At 46.3% G+C, this 18,588-nt stretch carries 16 protein-coding genes; 14 read left to right on the top strand and 2 right to left on the bottom strand.

The genetic code is table 11. The features are described from left to right. From dapG to JDF658_RS13535, 3 genes are all read left to right on the top strand, one after another. On the top strand, positions 1-1,031 hold a 1,031-nt coding region (dapG, locus tag JDF658_RS13545; protein ID WP_143312021.1), incomplete at its 5' end, for an aspartate kinase. Positions 1,032-1,048: 17 nt separating this feature from the next. Next, positions 1,049-1,909 (top strand): 4-hydroxy-tetrahydrodipicolinate synthase, encoded by an 861-nt coding sequence (gene dapA / locus JDF658_RS13540; protein ID WP_079908011.1) that lies wholly within the window; start codon positions 1,049-1,051, stop codon positions 1,907-1,909. 174 nt (positions 1,910-2,083) lie between these two features. Beyond that, positions 2,084-3,751 (top strand): ribonuclease J, encoded by a 1,668-nt coding sequence (locus JDF658_RS13535; protein WP_078665226.1) that lies wholly within the window; start codon positions 2,084-2,086, stop codon positions 3,749-3,751. Positions 3,752-3,829: 78 nt separating this feature from the next. Here JDF658_RS13535 and JDF658_RS13530 read toward each other — a convergent pair whose 3' ends face one another. Then, positions 3,830-6,157 (bottom strand): PQQ-binding-like beta-propeller repeat protein, encoded by a 2,328-nt coding sequence (locus tag JDF658_RS13530; RefSeq protein ID WP_159446648.1) that lies wholly within the window; start codon positions 6,155-6,157, stop codon positions 3,830-3,832. Positions 6,158-6,252: 95 nt separating this feature from the next. Then, complete coding sequence (locus JDF658_RS13525) at positions 6,253-6,924, bottom strand: copper amine oxidase N-terminal domain-containing protein (protein WP_079908008.1); 672 nt, start codon at positions 6,922-6,924, stop codon at positions 6,253-6,255. Positions 6,925-7,097: 173 nt separating this feature from the next. Here JDF658_RS13525 and JDF658_RS13520 point away from each other — a divergent pair, with 173 nt between their 5' ends. From JDF658_RS13520 to JDF658_RS13470, 11 genes are all read left to right on the top strand, one after another. After that, a complete protein-coding gene (locus tag JDF658_RS13520; protein ID WP_078666471.1) occupies positions 7,098-7,877 on the top strand; it encodes a ClpP family protease in 780 nt (259 codons plus the stop codon). Then, positions 7,878-8,099: a YlzJ-like family protein gene (locus tag JDF658_RS15070; RefSeq protein WP_079908006.1), complete on the top strand. Its 222-nt coding sequence runs from the start codon at positions 7,878-7,880 to the stop codon at positions 8,097-8,099. 60 nt (positions 8,100-8,159) lie between these two features. Further along, on the top strand, positions 8,160-8,945 hold the full coding sequence (locus JDF658_RS13510; protein ID WP_078666469.1) for an undecaprenyl-diphosphate phosphatase: 786 nt from the start codon (positions 8,160-8,162) through the stop codon (positions 8,943-8,945). A gap of 80 nt (positions 8,946-9,025) precedes the next feature. Beyond that, positions 9,026-11,167, top strand: a complete 2,142-nt coding sequence (locus tag JDF658_RS13505) for a DNA translocase FtsK (protein ID WP_079908005.1) — start codon at positions 9,026-9,028, stop codon at positions 11,165-11,167. Between the two features lie 83 nt (positions 11,168-11,250). Next, the gene (locus tag JDF658_RS13500) at positions 11,251-11,985 is read left to right on the top strand and encodes a GntR family transcriptional regulator (RefSeq protein ID WP_078666467.1); all 735 of its coding nucleotides are present in this window, start codon (positions 11,251-11,253) and stop codon (positions 11,983-11,985) included. 107 nt (positions 11,986-12,092) lie between these two features. Then, a complete protein-coding gene (locus JDF658_RS13495) occupies positions 12,093-13,217 on the top strand; it encodes a BMP family protein (RefSeq protein ID WP_078666473.1) in 1,125 nt (374 codons plus the stop codon). A gap of 61 nt (positions 13,218-13,278) precedes the next feature. Then, positions 13,279-14,796, top strand: a complete 1,518-nt coding sequence (locus JDF658_RS13490; RefSeq protein WP_079908003.1) for an ABC transporter ATP-binding protein — start codon at positions 13,279-13,281, stop codon at positions 14,794-14,796. Further along, a complete protein-coding gene (locus JDF658_RS13485; protein WP_078666465.1) occupies positions 14,793-15,836 on the top strand; it encodes an ABC transporter permease in 1,044 nt (347 codons plus the stop codon). Before JDF658_RS13490 ends, JDF658_RS13485 begins: the two co-directional genes overlap by 4 nt. Continuing rightward, positions 15,836-16,714 (top strand): ABC transporter permease, encoded by an 879-nt coding sequence (locus JDF658_RS13480; RefSeq protein WP_078666464.1) that lies wholly within the window; start codon positions 15,836-15,838, stop codon positions 16,712-16,714. Before JDF658_RS13485 ends, JDF658_RS13480 begins: the two co-directional genes overlap by 1 nt. 116 nt (positions 16,715-16,830) lie before the next feature. Next, positions 16,831-17,808, top strand: a complete 978-nt coding sequence (gene bioB, locus JDF658_RS13475; RefSeq protein ID WP_078666463.1) for a biotin synthase BioB — start codon at positions 16,831-16,833, stop codon at positions 17,806-17,808. A gap of 12 nt (positions 17,809-17,820) precedes the next feature. Then, positions 17,821-18,588 (top strand): 6-carboxyhexanoate--CoA ligase, encoded by a 768-nt coding sequence (locus JDF658_RS13470; RefSeq protein WP_079908002.1) that lies wholly within the window; start codon positions 17,821-17,823, stop codon positions 18,586-18,588.

Raw genomic sequence — 18,588 nt, 5'->3', positions numbered from 1 at the left:
CTAAAGTGCCACGGCGGGAATTGGATTTACTGGCTGTCTGTGGAGAGATAATTTCCGGGGTTGTTTTAGTGGCAGGCTTATTGGAGCGAGGGCTGGCAGCTTCTTTTCTGACTGGCTGGCAGGCGGGGATAATTACCGATGACCATTTTGGTGATGCCCGCATTCTGCGGGTAGAACCCAAAAGAATTCGGCAGTTGCTGGAACGCAATATAATCCCTGTAGTAGCAGGTTTTCAAGGCATGACTGAAGCAGGTGAGATCACCACTCTGGGCCGGGGCGGCAGTGATACTACTGCTTCTGCCCTGGGGGTGGCCCTGAATGCCGAATATATTGACATTTATACTGATGTTGACGGCATTATGACTGCTGACCCGCGCATAGTAGATAAAGCCAAACTGCTGGATGTGGTTACATTCAATGAAATTTGCCAGCTGGCCCAGGAAGGAGCCAAAGTGATCCATCCCCGGGCCGTGGAAATTGCTATGCAAAAAAACATCCCAATCTGGGTTAAAAATACTTTTTCCGAACATCCGGGGACACTGGTAACTGGTAACCAGGAGGCTCAGGGCAATAATGGTGTTAAACGAGAGCGAATGATTACCGGGATAGCTCATATTGCTGGAATTACCCAGGTTAAAGTTGTCCTTGCTCAGGAAAACGGCATCACTGAACAATACAAAATCTTCCATGCCATGGCGGAAGCTGGCATCAGTGTGGATTTCATAAATGCTGATCCGCAAATGGTAGCTTTTACTGTAAAAGATGACCTGGCGGAAAAAGCATATAGCATCTTAGCTAATTTAGGTTATCAAGTTTATCTCACCCCTGGATGCGCTAAAGTAGCTGTGGTAGGTGCTGGTATGACTGGCATTCCCGGGGTAATGGCTGCAATTGCCCGCGCCCTTTATCGAGAACAGATCAATATCCTGCAATCCGCTGATTCCTATACCTCCATCTGGGTACTGGTCAAAAATCAGGATATGGAAAGGGCAATACGGGCCTTGCATACTGAGTTTTATTTGGACCAATAAGAAGGGAGGAAACATTAATGGATTTTGGCAGGTTGATAACCGCCATGATTACTCCTTTTACAGAAAATGATGAAGTAAACTACTCTGAGGCTCAGAAGATAGCCCAGTACCTGGTCGAAAACGGCAGTGATGGCATAGTTGTGACTGGAACCACTGGTGAATCGCCTACGCTTACTAAAGAAGAAAAGATTAAGCTTTATGCGGCAGTAAAGGAGGCGGTGGGCAATAAGGCCCGGGTTATTGCTGGAACCGGTTCCTATAATACCAAAGAATCTATAGCTCTGACCAAAGAAGCAGAAAAACTGGGTGTAGATGGGGTAATGCTGGTAGTTCCCTACTATAATAAGCCCTGTCAAAACGGGTTAAAAGCTCACTTCCGGGCAGTAGCAGAATCCACTGGGTTACCCATTATGCTCTATAATATTCCGGGCAGAACAGGAATCAATCTATTGCCGGAGACGGTGGCAGAACTGGCTCAGGTGTCCAATATTGTGGCTATTAAAGAGGCTTCCGGCAACCTGGATCAGGCAAGTCAGTTGCTACGTCTGGTTCCGGCAAACTTCCGTGTCTATAGCGGTGATGATAGTCTGACTTTACCCATGTTAAGCCTGGGCTGTTATGGAGTAGTTAGTGTAGCGGCTCATATTGTAGGCCTGCAGATGAAAAAAATGATTGAAAGCTATCTTGCTGGCAATATCGAAACTGCTGCCAGCTTGCATCGGGAACTGATACCTGTTTTTAAGGGGTTGTTTATTACTACCAATCCAGTACCGGTAAAAACTGCGATGGCTCTTAAAGGTTTTCAGGTTGGCAGTGTACGCCTGCCTTTAGTCCCTGCTACTGAAGAAATAAAAGCAGCAATAGCAAAATTGCTATAACCGGGGTGCCCCGGATTTTTTTCTTTTCTTGGGGAATACTTGTAAATGAACTGGCTTTCCTGTATAATTGTTACGAAGTGGCAAGGGCGGCTTATATCCGGAATCACCTGAGGTAAAAGATTGCTTCTCCTGGCACAAAGATGGGCAGAGAAAGAAAAGTCAGGAGGTGTATCCATGGCTGCGGCCAAGGGTAAAATTACATTAATTCCCCTGGGTGGTCTGGGGGAAATTGGCAAAAACATGATGGTAGTAAAGTATGAGGATAACATTCTGGTTATTGATGCAGGTTTGATGTTTCCTGAAGATGATATGCCTGGTATTGATTTTGTGATTCCGGATATCACCTATCTGTTGGAAAATAAGGAAATGGTCAGGGGGATAGTCCTCACCCACGGACATGAGGACCATATCGGCGCTTTACCCTATGTCTTGAAACAACTGAATGTGCCGGTTTATGGGACCAGATTGACTTTAGGGCTTTTGCAGGGAAAGTTGAGAGAGGCGGGGATTTTAGGGCAGTGCAAGTTAGTGGCAGTAAAACCCAGAGACAGTGTGACCATCGGACCTTTTAAAGTGGAGTTTATCCGGGTCAGCCACAGCATACCTGATGCGGTAGCAATAGCGGTTAGAACTCCGTTAGGTGTGATTGTGCATACCGGGGACTTCAAGTTTGACCAAACTCCTGTTGATGGGGAAGTAACCGATTTTCATAAATTCGCTGAGCTTGGCGATCAGGGAGTTCTGGTTTTACTGGCAGATAGTACCAATGCGGAACGCCCTGGCTATACCATGTCTGAGCGGACAGTAGGTTTGACTTTCGATGAAACCTTTCAGAATGCCAAAAACCGGATAATTGTTGCCACTTTTGCTTCCAATGTTCATCGTCTGCAGCAAGTAATTAATGCGGCTCACAAATATGGCAGAAAAGTTGCTGTTTCAGGGCGGAGTATGGTCAATGTTGTTAATATTGCCACAGAGCTGGGGTATTTGACTTATCCGGAAGATATCATGATTGATCTGGATGATATCAACGACTATCCTGCCAATGAGGTTGTGATTTTGACCACTGGTAGCCAGGGTGAACCTATGTCTGCCCTTACCCGCATGGCTAATGCAGACCATCGTCAAGTGGAAATTTTACCAGGTGATACGGTAATTATTTCAGCTACTCCCATCCCTGGAAATGAGCGCATGGTTTCCCGTGTAATCAATAGCCTGTTTAAACAAGGGGCGGAAGTAATTTACGAAAAGTTCTCCGGTATCCACGTTTCCGGGCACCCTAGCCAGGAGGAGCTAAAACTGATGCTCAACCTGGTTAGGCCTAAGTTTTTCGTCCCGGTACATGGGGAATACCGCCATTTGATTAAACACGCCCAGCTGGCAAAAGAAATGGGAATGGATGAAGCCAATATCTTTGTGGCTGAAAATGGTCAGGTGCTGGAGTTTACACGCAAAAGTGGACGGGTGGCAGGTCGCACCACTGCCGGTAAAGTACTGGTTGACGGCCTGGGTGTAGGCGATGTGGGAAATATTGTATTGCGGGATAGAAAACAGTTGGCCCAGGATGGGATTTTGATTGTAGTGGTGACAATGAACAAAGAGACCGGTGCCATTGTAGCAGGTCCAGATATTGTTTCACGAGGTTTCGTCTATGTCCGTGAGGCGGAAAAGCTAATGGAAGAAGCCAAAGAGAAGGTGAAGATCGCGATTGAGAAGACCCAGGTCAGAGGGAATGCTGATTGGGCTTCGATCAAAGCCGGAATTAGAGACAGCATCGGTAAATATCTTTATGAAAAGACCAGGAGAAGACCCATGATTTTGCCCATCATCATGGAAGTATAAACAAAGCCGATTTTGCCTTTTTTAAGACAAGAAAAGAGGTCCTTTGCATGTAATGCAAGGGACCTCTTTTGATTTTTTTCAATATGTCAATCTGCTCTTAATTCCTTCCAGTATACTGCCCTTAATCACCACTTTTATCACCGTGCGGGCCGAAAGGTTACCATTATCCCCCGCCCCGCCAGCGATAATGGTAACCGGATAAAGTCCATCCGGTAAATAGGGATCAGTGAAATGGATGCGAGCTTTGTTTTTCGACCGGGGATTAACAGGCAATTGCCAGGTGTTAGCCGGTGTCCCGGCCGGATTTGTCGGTTCCAGCAGCACCTGCTGTCCATCAGGAAAGCGGGCCTGTACATATTTTGCTCCCGGACAGGGCCGACTTCGTCTTACTTTCTTTTCTACAACACTGCCATCAGGCTGCTGTTCATAAACAGTTTCTTCCCAGGTATAAGGGGTGGTGGCCGTTTCCACCACCAGGGCAAATACCTGTCCGGCTTTGATCTGGGCCGGTTCCGCCCTGCCGCTGACGGTCAGCTGGCCCTGTTCTTCCCTCACTTCCTGACGAACCTGGATGGCCTTGCTCAAACTGTTGTCCTGATAGTTTTTCTCCTTAATCTGACGATCAGGATTAATCCGGGCTGTCAGGTTAAAGGAACCGGTAGTGTCCGGTGCCTTGATGGCAAAGCTGACTGCCTTCTTTTCCTTCGCTACCAGGGTTACAGGCAATAATGCTACCTGACGCTGGTTAAGGGTCAGTTTCAGTGTTGTCGATAACGGGCGGCTACCCTGATTTTCTACCTGTACTGTCCCCTGGTAGCTCTGTCCGGGACTGATGGGAGACGGGTAAGATAAGCTGAGCATTCTAAGGTTAACCAGGGAACCATTGAGCTTTAAGCTGGTGGTATTATCGGCATAGGTGGTTTCTACAAAAGGCTGGTTCTGGTTGAGCCAGTGGGCCTGACGGTCCCCGTTGACGATGGCGGTCAGGGTGTAGCTATCCTTTTCCGGCAGATTAGCCGGAGCCTGCCAGTGGATTTCCACCTCCACGGTCCGACCCCGTTCCTGCCAGGGCCTGCCATCACCGGGGCTCATGGTCAGGTTCTGGCTGGCCACCGTCTGACCGTCCAGCTTTAGTTCCAGTTTTGTAGTCAGCGGCCGGCTAACATCGCGGGCACTGACCAGCAGCCGGGTCTGATAGGTCTTGCCTTTCTCTATCTCCTGGCTGCTGCTGGTTAAACCGGAGACCATCAGGTTTTGCAGGTCCTGGTTACCGAAAGCGTGTAGCTTACCATCCAGGGTGGCTACCAGCAAATATCCCCCTGCTAAAGCCATTTCCCCTGTGACCGGAGCTCCCAGGTTAACCCGGCTGACGGTCTTGCACTGTTGCCGGTCATAATACCAGGGCCGCTCCTGGCCGGTTGTGAGGTCCAGGCCATAGACAGTACCGCTGTCATCTGCTACCAGCAGCAAATTGGCAGCTGACCAGATGATAGGCGAAACCCAGCTATCCGCCGCCAGGTCCCGCTGAAGCCAGCCGGCAAGGGGAAGGCCATTGGTGCTGTTGAGACAAACTACTCTGGCTTTTTGGCCGTTGTACTGGTTAATAACGAAATAGAGGCGGTTTTGATAAAGGGCGGGGGAGTTGTTGATGAAATTGGCCGGTTTAAAGAAACTTTCATTCATCCACTGCCTTTTGCCGGTACTAGCATTTAAGGCATAGAAGCGGCCTTTTTTATCGGAAAAGTAAAGATAGCTGCCATCGGTAGCAATGGAGGCCGGTACCCCGGTTTTGGTGTTATAGGTCCAGTGCAGCCGTCCCTGCAGGTCATAGGCCTGGACGGAGCCATTTAGAGCCGTTCCATCCACACCGATAGCAAAAGCATTGCCAAACAGGCAGGGGGAAGAGGTGATTTCCCCTTGCTGGGAAATAGGGGAATTGCCAGCCTGGGTACCCTGATGCTGATCCAGGATATAGGTGTGCTGGTCGGTGGCCCCGAGGATGACCAGGTTGTCCACTAGCAGGGGTGAGGAGGAAACTTTGCTCTCCAGGGGCAGATGCCAGAGGGTCTGGGCCAGATTGCTGCTAAGGGCATAGATGCCATTAGCTCTGGTGCCAAAGAAAAGACGGCCCTGCCTGTAGGTGGGTGAGGAGATGGAAGGAAAGGTGGCTGTGGTTTCAATCTGCTTGCGCTGGAGGAGCTGGCCGCTGTTAAGGTCTAAGGCCAGGATTTCCTGACCCGCTTTGATGTAGATTTTTTGTTCCTGGCTGAGAATAACCGGCTGGCCCAGGATAGGTGGTTCCCCTGGTTTACCCGCTGGCGCCAGCTGCACCTGCCACTGGGTGGTAATGGGCGGAAAGGTGGGGTCATCAGTTGTTCTGTTACGAAAATAATTAAATCCAAACATAACACTATCTTTAGGAATAGCTGCCCGCACATTTGAGGGAATCAATATTATGAAAAAAATTATAAAACAAAGGAATTTTTTTGTATTGAGAAACATCACTTGTTTCTCACCTCAATCCATACTGTATAGGAGTTTTCATTCCATTCTACTTCATGGCCAAAGGCTTCACAAATATAACGAACAGGCAAAACCGTTCTATTATTGATTATGAATGGTACTACATCCATGTTTTTTTCTTGATTATTAATCAAATATTTTTTCGATCCCAGGGTAAAAACAACAACTGTTTCATTTTTTATTATAGTAACTTCCTTAGTATTCATATTAAATATAACCTGAGCACCAAGCATTTCTGCAAGCGGTCGTACGGGAATGTAGACGCGGCTGTTTTTCAAAAAGGGTTTTTGATCAGGAAAAAACACAGATCGCCCGTCTGTCAAATTAATTATAATCGGTATACTCTTATCCCGTGGAGTCGTATCGATAGGGTCGGGCTTTTTCACCTTTGGATTGATTTTCCCCCCGTACTTCTTCCACGGAGTCTTGCTGATGGGCACTCCATCAATAGCCAGAATCTCTTCCACATTGCTGGCCTCATAGTAGAGAAACTTCAGCATTTGCTCCAGGGAATAGCCGGGAATGGTATGGGTGGTATCCACCTCCCCATCATAGGTACGACCCAGGATGATATGGTCCTCCCAGGCCCAGACCAGCGTCGCTGGCAATAAAAACACCACAAACAAAAAAGAGATAAGGACTTTTTTCACAAACAACTCCCCCTTGCTGGTTTTTTATGACATATTCCTCGCATCTCCCTGATTTCCTGCTGGCAAATCCTGTATACAAAGCGACAAAAATCTACATTTTTACTACCACCAAGCAGAAGGTGTATTTTTTTTGCTTTTATCGCAAACCATAGAGGAAGAAAGGAGGGCAATTTATGTCTAACTACCATTGGCAGTGGTGGGAGCCTGCCGTGGCTTTACAGACCTTTACCCAGGATAATGAACCGGAAGTACCGGTAAATCCTGAACCGGCAGCGCCTTTACCAGGAGCCAGCAGGAAAGAGACTTTTAATCCAATAAAAGAATATGGACAACCCCAGAATCCCGCCGTGAATAAAAGTTCTATCCACTGTATTACCATAGTAGGTCAGATCGAAGGACATATGATGCTGCCTCCACAAAATAAGACCACCAAGTATGAGCATATATTACCGCAGTTGGTGGCATTGGAGCAAAGCCCGGAAGTAGAGGGTATTCTGTTAATATTGAATACCATCGGTGGTGATGTGGAGGCCGGTCTGGCTATTGCTGAAATGGTGGAAAGTTTAAGTAAACCCACCGTATCCCTGGTTCTTGGGGGAGGCCACAGCATTGGGACCCCGATAGCGGTTGCGGCTAAATATTCCTTTATCGCAGAAACGGCATCGATGACCATTCATCCCATTCGTTTGAGCGGACTGGTGATAGGGGTTCCTCAGACCTATGAATATCTGGATAAAATGCAAGATAGGGTAGTTAAATTTGTAACAAAACATTCCAAGATTACTCCCGAGAAATTTCGCGAGCTCATGTTCCGAACAGGTGAACTGGCCCGGGATATTGGGACGGTATTAATAGGGGCTGAGGCAGTTGAAGTTGGTTTAATCGATGAGGTAGGCGGATTAAGTAAGGCCCTCGCTAAACTAAAAGATATGATCAAGGAGGCCAGAAGTTAAATGATATTATATACTCCTCTTGCTCCAGAGGCAATTTTTCCTGTTGACTATTCTTTTTTAAGCGATGTAAATGAGTATAGATATGGAGATCTTATCCTGCAGGGTAGGCTACGGGATGGGAAAATTGAAGTCTATCGAATAATTAGTACTAACCTGGATGACTATCTTAACCCTAATTTTGCTCCCGGAAGGTTGGTTGATCCCCCTTTAGCTAATTGCTAAAGGGGGTGATTGTTGTTATAATAACAAAGTAATGTCATTATTAGACTGGGAGGCAGGAAAATGAGTTATATTGAGGCTATTATTCTAGGTATTATTCAAGGGTTAACAGAGTTTCTTCCCATATCATCCTCGGGACATCTGGTGCTAGTGCAAAAATTGATGGGTATTAAGGAAGCTGGCTTATTACTGGATACATTATTGCACCTGGGCACCCTTGTAGCCGTAGTTGTTTATTTTTGGGAAGATATTATTTCCTTATTACGACGACCTTGGCAACGGCTAACCTGGTTGCTCTTCTGGGGAACATTACCTACAGTAATAATCGCTTTGCTTTTCAAGGATCTTTTTGAAGAATTATTTGCCAGTGGCAGTACTCTGGGTTATGAGTTCATTGCCACCGGTCTGGTTATCTGGCTGGCTGAAAGATTTCGCGAGGGCTATAAACGCTTGGATGATATGACTATTTTTGACGCGATTGTAGTAGGTCTGTTACAGGGTGTTGCTATCCTTCCAGCTATTAGCCGCTCAGGACTTACTATTGCGGGAGCTCTATTTGTCGGTTTAAAACGAAATGCTGCTGCTCGCTACTCTTTCCTTTTATCTATTCCTGCCATTTTAGGAGCAGTAGTATTGCAGGTGAAGGATTTAGCTAAAACTGGGATAAATCAGGCGGGGATGGAAATAGGGCCGATGCTGGCCGGAACCTTGCTGGCAGCTATCTCAGGGTATCTAGCTGTGCGCTGGATGATAGCCTTGATCCAGAACCGGAGTCTAAAATATTTTTCCTACTACACCTGGTTTTTAGGGATCAGCATAGTGATTGCCCAGTGGTTTGGCAAATTTTAATCCCCCTCATTGGGGGTTTTTCTTTGCAGGAAAACCGCGGAGGGGTGTGGAATAAATAAACTCCAGTTGGAGGTGATTGTGTGCCTAAGGTACAACCAAGCCAAACCAGTACGAGATTTAAAAACGAGCTTAAGGGGATAGGATGGATAGCCCTGGCTATTTTAACTTTTTTGATTATTTTAGAAAAATCCGCTGCCCAAATTGGCCTGCTGGGCATCTATATGCGCAAGTTTCTTTTTTCCTTGTTCGGTGAAGGTGTATGGTTTTTTCCCTTTTTTTTATTTTATATTGGTTTTTATCGCCTGTTTTACTGGGCTCAGGCGGCATGGCAGAAGAGGCTTACTGGCGCCGGGTTGGTATTGCTTAGCGTTTTAGCCTATTTGCATATGGATATTCCTGCGGAAGGGTTTTTTGCTTATGCCAGCGGTGGGCTTGGAGGAGGACTTCTGGGAGCAGCTTTTAGCTGGATTTTGCTGAAACTTTTTGGTAAGGCTGGTAGTTATGTTATTATCATTTCTTTATTTTTGACAGGGGTATTAATAATTTCAGAAGTTTCGGCCAGCAGCGGGCTACGCTGGCTCTATTCCAGGACAAAGGAAGTTTTAACAGGAATAATGACCAGATTAGTTTCATCCCGCCAGAAGCCCAGAGAAGAAGGAAAAACCAGGACCAGAACGAGTACTAAAGTAAAGTTTGCAGAAAAAGAGCAGGTTCTGGTAAGAACAGAGGTTGTTAGCAATCCGCCTGAACCTATCATTACTGCAGAAATTGACACAGACAGCAAAAGAGCTGAAAGTGCGGCCTTGCCGGATATCGAATTGTTACGAGCACCAGCAAATAGCAATTTCACCCTGTCAGAGGATGAAATTAATAAAAATATTGCTTTGCTAGAACAAACCCTGGATAACTTCGGGGTAAAGGCAAAAGTTCAGCAGGTCAGCGTAGGCCCAACTATCACCCGTTACGAAATTCAACCTGCCCCTGGAATTAAAGTTAGCCGGATAGTCAACCTGGCTGATGATATTGCCCTTTCCCTGGCAGCAGCACAGGTGAGAATTGAAGCACCCATCCCCGGCAAGGCAGCAGTAGGAATTGAAGTGCCCAATAAAACTCCTGCCCCTGTGTTTTTAAAAGAAGTAATTGAAAGTCCTCAGTTTAAGAACAGTCCATCGCCTCTCACTGTGGCTCTGGGGAAGGACATCGCTGGTCAACCGGTGGTGGCTGACTTGATCAAGATGCCCCATCTTTTGGTAGCTGGTTCTACGGGCTCAGGAAAATCTGTCTGCATTAATAGTCTTATTACCAGTATTCTATATAAATCGGGGGCAGAAACAGTCAAGTTCATGCTGATTGATCCTAAAATGGTGGAATTATCCATCTATAATGGCATTCCGCATCTGCTGGCTCCAGTGGTTACGGATCCAAAAAAAGCTGCAGGTGCCTTGCGCTGGGCGGTAATGGAAATGGAAAAACGCTATACCAGTTTCGCTGAGGCCAAAGTAAAAAATATCGAAGGCTACAACAACTGGTTGCAAAAACAAAACCAGAAACCATTGCCCTATATCGTTGTAATTATTGATGAGCTGGCTGACTTGATGATGGTGGCGCCTGCCGATGTAGAGGATGCTATTTGTCGCCTCGCTCAGATGGCACGGGCGGCTGGTATTCATCTGGTAATTGCTACCCAGCGGCCTTCTGTGGATGTTATTACCGGTTTAATCAAGGCGAATGTTCCTTCACGCATCGCCTTTGCTGTTTCATCCCAGATCGATTCCCGGACTATTCTGGATATGGCCGGGGCGGAAAAACTGCTGGGGCGAGGGGATATGCTGTATTATCCGATTGGAGCCAATAAGCCGATTAGGGTTCAGGGCGCCTATATTGGAGAAGAGGAGATAGAACTGATTGTTAGTCACCTGAAAACTCTGGGAGCTCCGATTTTTAATGAAGAGGTAATCAATTTACCGGAAGACACAACAGCGGGCCCGGAGAATATAGACGATGATCTGTTACCTCAGGCAGTCAGGGTGGTAGTTGAGCATGGTCAGGCCTCAGCATCTTTGCTACAACGGCGTCTGAGGGTGGGATATGCCCGGGCAGCCCGGTTAGTGGACTTACTGGAACAGATTGGTGTGGTAGGACCTCACGAGGGCAGTAAGCCGCGCACCGTCTTGCTTTCGAAAGAGCAGCTGGATAATTTTTTGGATTCTCTAAAAAAATAGTTTACAAATAGCCAAAGTCATATTAAAATAAAATCAGATGTCTGACCTCTAACGTCAGTCAGGCGGAACAGGGGGATAACATTATGCAGGTTAGACAGGATAATAGACCGCTATATTTGCTGGTCAAAGAAAGACTGGAAAAAATGATTGCTGATGGTAGCTACCAGGCAGGAGAACAGTTACCTCCTGAAGCGGAATTAGCCCGCTTATTCGGAGTGAGCAGGGCTACTCTAAGAGAAGCCTTGCGAGTTTTGGAAGAAGAAGGGGTATTAACCCGAAAACAGGGAATTGGGACTTTTGTTAATCAGCCCCGGGCCCTGGTAGAACGAGGGATTGAGGAGCTTTTCAGTGTCACAGAAAGCATTGAAAAATTAGGCCAGAAAGCAGGCTCTATTATAGTTGGACTGGAACAAGCTCAAGCCGATAAAAGCATGGCCGAAGCCCTCAATTTACCTGTGGGCGCAGAGCTACTCAAGCTTTCCCGCCTTAGAACAGCGGATAATAAGGTGGCAGTATATTGTATCGACTACATTCCCAAAATATATACAGAACGCTTGCCTGAGAATGCCAGCTGGGATGGTTCACTCTTTAGCTTGCTGGAATCTCAACTGGGTATCTACATAGAACAGGCGATAGCTCAAATTGTACCGATAAATGCAGACGAAAACATGGCCAAGCTCATGCACATTCGCAAAAACAGTCCCTTACTATTACTAAAACAAATTCACTTTGATCGTAGCGGGGTCCCGATATTTTACTGTGAAAACTATTTCCGCCCTGATTTCTTCAACTTTAAGGTTATCAGAAAAAGAAAATAATTATTTCTTTTCTTCAACTGTTTGAAGGGAGGCGAGAGGAGCGCAAACGATTGCATGTGTGGTTCCGGAATTACCTTAAAAATTTGGGAGGGATATGTGTGATTAAAATGTATCAGCTGTTCCGTAAGCACCGTTCCTTGCTGTTGCTGGCCATCATGATTATGGCAGTTTCTCTGGTCGGCGTTGGTTGTGCCAAGAAGACTGAAGAAAAAGCACCTACCGGAGAAGCTCCAAAAGCAAAAGGCATCAAAGTAGGGATCGTACTGTCTACTGGTGGTAAAGGTGATAAATCTTTTAACGACGCTGCTATTGCTGGTTTGGAAAGAGCCAAACAAGAACTGGGTATCGAATATAAATACATTGAACCCAAAGAAATGGCTTCTGATGAAGAAGCACTGCGCTTCCTGGCCGAAAACGGTTATGATCTGGTTATCGGTGTCGGCTTCTTGATGAAGACCTCTTTGGAAAAGGTCGCTACTGAATTTCCAGATGTAAAATTTGCTCTGATTGACGAAGTAGTAGACAAGCCCAATGTAGCTTCTTTGACTTTCAAGGAGCATGAAGGTTCCTTCCTGGCTGGCGTTCTGGCTGCTATGATGTCAAAAACCGGTAATGTCGGTTTTGTTGGTGGTGCTGACTTCCCCTTGATTCACAAGTTTGAAGAAGGCTACAGGCAAGGGGTAGAATATGTTAACAAAAACTTTGGCAAAAATGTAAAAGTACAATCCGCTTACGCTGGTACAACTGGTGAGGCTTTCAATGACCCTGTAAAAGGTAAAGCTCTGGCAACTACCCAGTTCAACAATGGTGCTGACATTATTTACCATGCGTCTGGTGGTACTGGTCAAGGGGTATTTGAGGCTGCGGCTGAAAAGGGCAAATTCGCTATTGGTGTAGACTCCAACCAGAACTGGATTAAACCTGGTACTATCCTGGCTTCTATGTTGAAGCGGGTAGACGTGGCTGTCTTCCAGGTAGTAAAAGACACTCTGGATGGCAAGTTCACCGCTGGTAATAAAGTTTTCGGTGTAAAAGAAGATGGCGTTGGCCTGACCGATCTGCGCAACGTTGAGCCCGTTGAAAAAGAAGGGGTTAAAAATGATGCCGCTGCTATCAAGAAAATCGAAGATATGAAGAAAGCTATTCCTGATGATGTTGTAAAAGCTGTAAATGATGCTAAAGAAAAGATTGCAAAAGGCGAAATCACTGTCAAAGACCCAACTGCCAAGTAAATGAATAGGAGAGAGGGTGCTGTTACCAAACAGCACCCTCTTTAGCGAAGGAGGCAGCTCTATGACCTATATTCTGGAAATGCGTAATATTACCAAGAAGTTCCCTGGAGTTATCGCTAACGATAATGTAAACCTGGCGATAAAAAAAGGGGAAATCCACGCTCTGGTTGGAGAAAATGGTGCAGGTAAGTCCACCCTGATGAGTATTCTCTATGGGTTATATCAACCGGATAGCGGAGAAATATTGCTCAATGGACAAAAAGTCACCATTGATAGCCCTACTGCGGCTATTAAGCTGGGTATTGGTATGGTTCACCAGCACTTTATGCTGGTGCCAACCCTTACAGTTACGGAAAATATTGTCCTGGGTTCAGAACCCAAAAAAGGCATTATGCTGAACATGGAGAGAGCAATCCGCGAGGTTGAAGAAATCTCCAAACAATATAATTTGCTGGTAGATCCGCAGGCCAAAATACAGGATATCTCCGTAGGGATGCAACAGCGGGTTGAAATTATCAAGGCCCTTTATCGGGGAGCGGAAATACTGGTACTGGACGAACCGACAGCTGTTTTAACTCCCCAGGAAGTGCGGGAATTGTTCCGGATCATGAAAAACCTGACTGCTCAGGGTAAAACCATTATCTTTATTACTCATAAACTCAATGAAGTTATTGAAATTACCGATAATGTTACCGTTCTACGGGCTGGACGTACTGTTGGCTCGGTTGCCACTGCCCAGACCAATCAAAATGAATTAGCCCGCATGATGGTGGGCCGGGAAGTAATCCTGAAAGTGCCTAAAACTGAGGCAAAAGTTGGACAGACTATTCTCAGAGTTGAAAATCTGGAAGCGCTGAATGATAGGAAATTACCTGCCTTAAAAGGAATTTCTTTCGAGCTGAAAAAAGGCGAAGTACTGGGTATTGCTGGTGTTGCCGGTAATGGCCAGACTGAACTTATCGAAGTTATTACCGGTTTAAGAAAGGCTACCAATGGTAAAGTATTCTTTAAGGAGCAGGAGATTACCAATCAATCTCCCCGGGCAGTGAAAGATGCAGGTATATCCCACATACCTGAAGATAGGCATAAAAGAGGCTTGGAATTGGACTATACTATTGCCGATAACTTGATCCTGGGCTATCAGCACCGGGCTCCTTTTTCTGCCTGGTATGGTATAAATGAAAAAGCTGTTCAGGCCCATGCCGAAAACCTTATTCCAGCCTTTGATGTGCGGCCCCGTCTGCCACAGGCTATGGCCAGGTCTCTTTCCGGAGGAAACCAGCAAAAAGTAATTATTGCGCGGGAGTTTTATCAAAATCCCGAATTGTTGATTGCTGCCCAACCTACCCGTGGTGTGGATATCGGTGCGATTGAATTCATTCATAAGAGGATTATCGAAGCAAGGGATAATGGTGCTGCCGTTTTGCTGGTTTCTGCTGAACTGCAGGAGATTCTGGCCTTGAGTGACCGAATTGCAGTAATGTTTGAGGGTGAAATCATGGATATACTTGATGCCAAAGATGCCAGCGAAGAAAAACTTGGTCTCTTGATGGCAGGCGTAAAGGAGGGGCTGCAATGAAGCGGTTTCTAGAATGGCTGGTACCAGTTGGGGCAATCCTGCTAGCTGGACTGGTGGGCGCAGTAATTATGCTGGCAATTGGAGTAGATCCGCTGGAGGCCTATGGAGCTTTGATTCAGGGAGCGTTTGGGGATAAACACCGTTTCTTTAACACTCTGGCCCGTTCTACTCCGCTGATTTTTACCGGTTTAGCTGTAGCATTTGCGTTTCGTACCGGTTTGTTTAATATAGGTGTAGAAGGACAGATGTATATAGCTGCTGCAGCGGCGGCCTATGTTGGTTTTGCCATTTCTCTTCCTGGCCCTATTCATGCCATTGTTGCAATTCTAGCAGCGATGGCTGCTGCCGGTATCTGGGCGGCGATTCCCGGTTATTTGAAAGCGAAACTGGGTGTGCATGAAGTTATTAATACCATTATGATGAACTATATTGCTTACGGTATTGCTGCCTATTATGTAAAAATTTTTCAGGCTCCCGGACAGGTCCCCCGTACTCCTGATGTTGCCCCTTCGGCAGCGTTAGCTACAATCCAGGAGCTGACCAACAACTGGACTCGTTCTAAGATGAATGTGGGTTTCTTTTTAGCTCTGGTGGCTCTGGTGGTGGTATGGTATTTGCTCTGGAAGACTGTAACCGGTTATGAAATTAGAGCGGTAGGCTTGAACCCCCTGGCTGCTGAATATGGTGGTATCAATGTTAAGAAAATGATTATCCTTGCCATGACTATTTCTGGCGTACTGGCTGGTTTAGCCGGAGCTGAACGGGTACTCGGTTTCCACCGGGCCTATATTTCCAATTTCTCGCCTGGCTATGGTTTCGAGGGGATTGCAGTAGCATTGCTGGGCAAGAATCACCCGGTAGGAGTATTGTTTTCTGCCCTGCTTTTCGGAGCTCTGGCGAATGGTGGCCAATACATGAATATGGCAACACGAGTACCTGCTGACCTGATCGTTGTAATTCAAGCCATTATAATCTTCTTTGTTGCTGCTGATCAGATTGTAAGAAGCTTCCTGCCGAAGCTAAAGGGAGGCGAAGCCTAATGGACTTGACTACCATTTGGGATATCATTAGAGCGACATTAATAGCGGCGACCCCTTTGTTGATTGCAGCTTTAGGAGGCCTTTACTCTGAGCGCTCCGGGGTTGTAAATATCGCCCTGGAAGGTATGATGCTCTCAGGTGCCTTTGCAGCAGTAGTGTTCTCTTATTTTACCGGTAGTGCCTGGATTGGTCTGTTCGGCGCTGTTCTGGTAGGGGCTATCATGGGCCTGATTCATGCTGTTGTTTCTATTAAATATAGGGCAAACCAGGTTGTTAGCGGTACAGCTATAAATTTGCTAGCGGTTGGGGCGACTCTATTTCTGCTCCAGGTAATTTTCAATGTAGCAGGGACAACTCCGCAGGTTAATAAGCTGCCCAGTTGGGGACCTTTTAACCCTGTCGTTTACTTCGGTTTAATTGTACTTGTAGTTACTCATTATTTGCTGTACTATACTCCTTTCGGTTTAAGATTGCGTTCGGTAGGGGAATATCCCAAAGCTGCTGATACACTGGGTATTAGTGTTCCTAAAATTCGCTATATCGCTGTTATTATCAGTGGTGCTCTGGCTGGATTGGCAGGAGCCAGCCTTTCCATCGGGGAGCTGAATGTTTTTGTTAAGAACATGACTGCTGGTCGTGGCTTTATAGCTCTGGCAGCCCTGATCTTCGGTAAATGGACACCCTTTGGTGCTTTTGGGGCCAGTTTATTATTTGGCTTTACTGATACTTTGCAGCAACGCTTGCAAGGTTATTCTATCCCGACCGAATTGGTCCAGATTACACCTTATATCATCACTATGATTGCTCTAGCTGGAGTTATCGGCCGGGCCACCCCGCCTGCAGCTCTAGGGGAGCCTTTCGAAAGAAAAGGAAGATAAGCTTTTACCACCCGCAGTTCGGCGGGTGGTTTTTTGTTAACTATATTTTGAAAACAGGTTGACATATCCGGTTTCACCCTTTAATATAACAGTAAAGAGAAAGGGAGGGTTCTTGGATGTTTAACCGGATTATTGAATTAGCCAAAAAGGTATTAGATGGTCAGGAAATTTCTTTTGAGGAAGCGATGGAACTTGCCCGGGCAGAAGGGGCAGACATTCAAGTACTGGCTGCCATGGCAGCCAAAATCAGGGAAAAGTTCGCCGGGGATAAGGTGGATCTCTGTTCTATCATCAGCGTAAAAACCGGAAGATGTTCAGAGGACTGTGCCTTTTGTGCTCAATCTGCCCATCATCATACCAACATTACTCCGGTAGAGATGCTCAATGAAGAAGAGATAATTGCCAAAGCTAAAGCAATGGAAGCAGCTGGTGCTCACCACTTCGACTTGGTTACAGCTGGATTGGGAATGGATGAAAATGATCCGCTCTTCTTAAAGATACTGGATATTTATAGACGGTTGCGTCAAGAAATCAGTTTACAACTTTGTGCCTGCCTGGGTACATTAAGCGAAAAGGCGGCCCAGATGCTCAGGGAAGCTGGGGTTACCCGTTATAATCATAATCTGGAAACAGCTCGCAGTTTCTTCCCCCAAATTGTCACTACTCATACTTATGAAGAGAGAATCGCTACCATTAAAAATGTAAAAAAGGCGGGGATGGAAGTTTGTTGTGGAGGCATTATCGGTATGGGGGAATCGATGGCCCAGAGAATTGAATTTGCTTTTACATTAAAAGAACTGGATGTAGACGCTATACCCATTAATGTTCTCAATCCTATTAAAGGCACCAAACTGGAAGGACGACCCCTTATGTCACCCTTAGAGGTAATTAAAACTTTTGCCATTTTCCGCTTTATCTTACCGACCAAAAACATTAGATATGCCGGTGGCAGGGAAGTGAATTTGCGGGACATGCAAGCATTGGGGCTGATGGCGGGCTTGAACGGCATGCTGATTGGTCACTATCTGACAACCCAGGGCAGAGAAGTAGAAACGGATTTGCAGATGATCAAGGATTTAGGCCTGAAAATCTGAGGTGAACCTCTGATGAACTGGTATTCAATTCGTATGCGGGCAGCTGCTGGAGGGCCTCATGAAAAGGGCGGAAGGCACATATCCGGAGCTGAAGATCTGGTGCCAGAAACAGAAATTGAAGACCGCCTTTTTTACTTCTGGCAAAAAGCCAGTAACCATGAAAAAGGGAAATGGGACTTTCTTCAGATTACTGTTGAAAAAATTGATGAAAGAGTACAAGAAGTTTCGCTACTGCCAGTTAAGTTATTTTACCCTGCAACTACGGTTGATGCTCGAAAACTCGCAACTGAATTGCTGGGCCGAAACGGAATTACACAGCGACAGATTAACTCCGCCTTTCAGCTGCTGGAAAATCCTCCTCAGGATATACGGGGAGCCTGGGTGGTAGCACTGGACTCTAACCGGGTTGTAAGGGAAAATGTCAGGGCGACCAAATTTGGCTGGAACCAGATAACTTATCAGCAGTTACGGGAAATGCTCACCTGCGCTGGCCTGATTAACACGCGGTTAAGCGAGGCCCTGGCTCTGGCCAGTAAAGTAAATGCCTGTCCGGGGATAGTGGCGGAACTGTGCTGGTCTGATAACCCTGAATATACCACCGGCTATGTAGCTTCATCCAGATTGGGATATTGTCGTTTGCCTAACTTTAAGCCCATAGGAAAAGGAGGAGGCAGGGTATTCTGGATCGAGAAAGAGGAGCAGATAGAGTCAGTGCTACACTGGCTTCGAGAAGTACCCTGCTTGATTGGAGGCGTACCGATTTTGCAAAAGGAGGAGTAG

The sequence above is a fragment of the Carboxydocella sp. JDF658 genome, assembly GCF_002049395.1.
Classification (GTDB): Bacteria; Bacillota.
The sequence above is the reverse complement of the archived record's forward strand: the minus strand, read 5'-3'. Positions and strand labels throughout refer to the sequence as shown.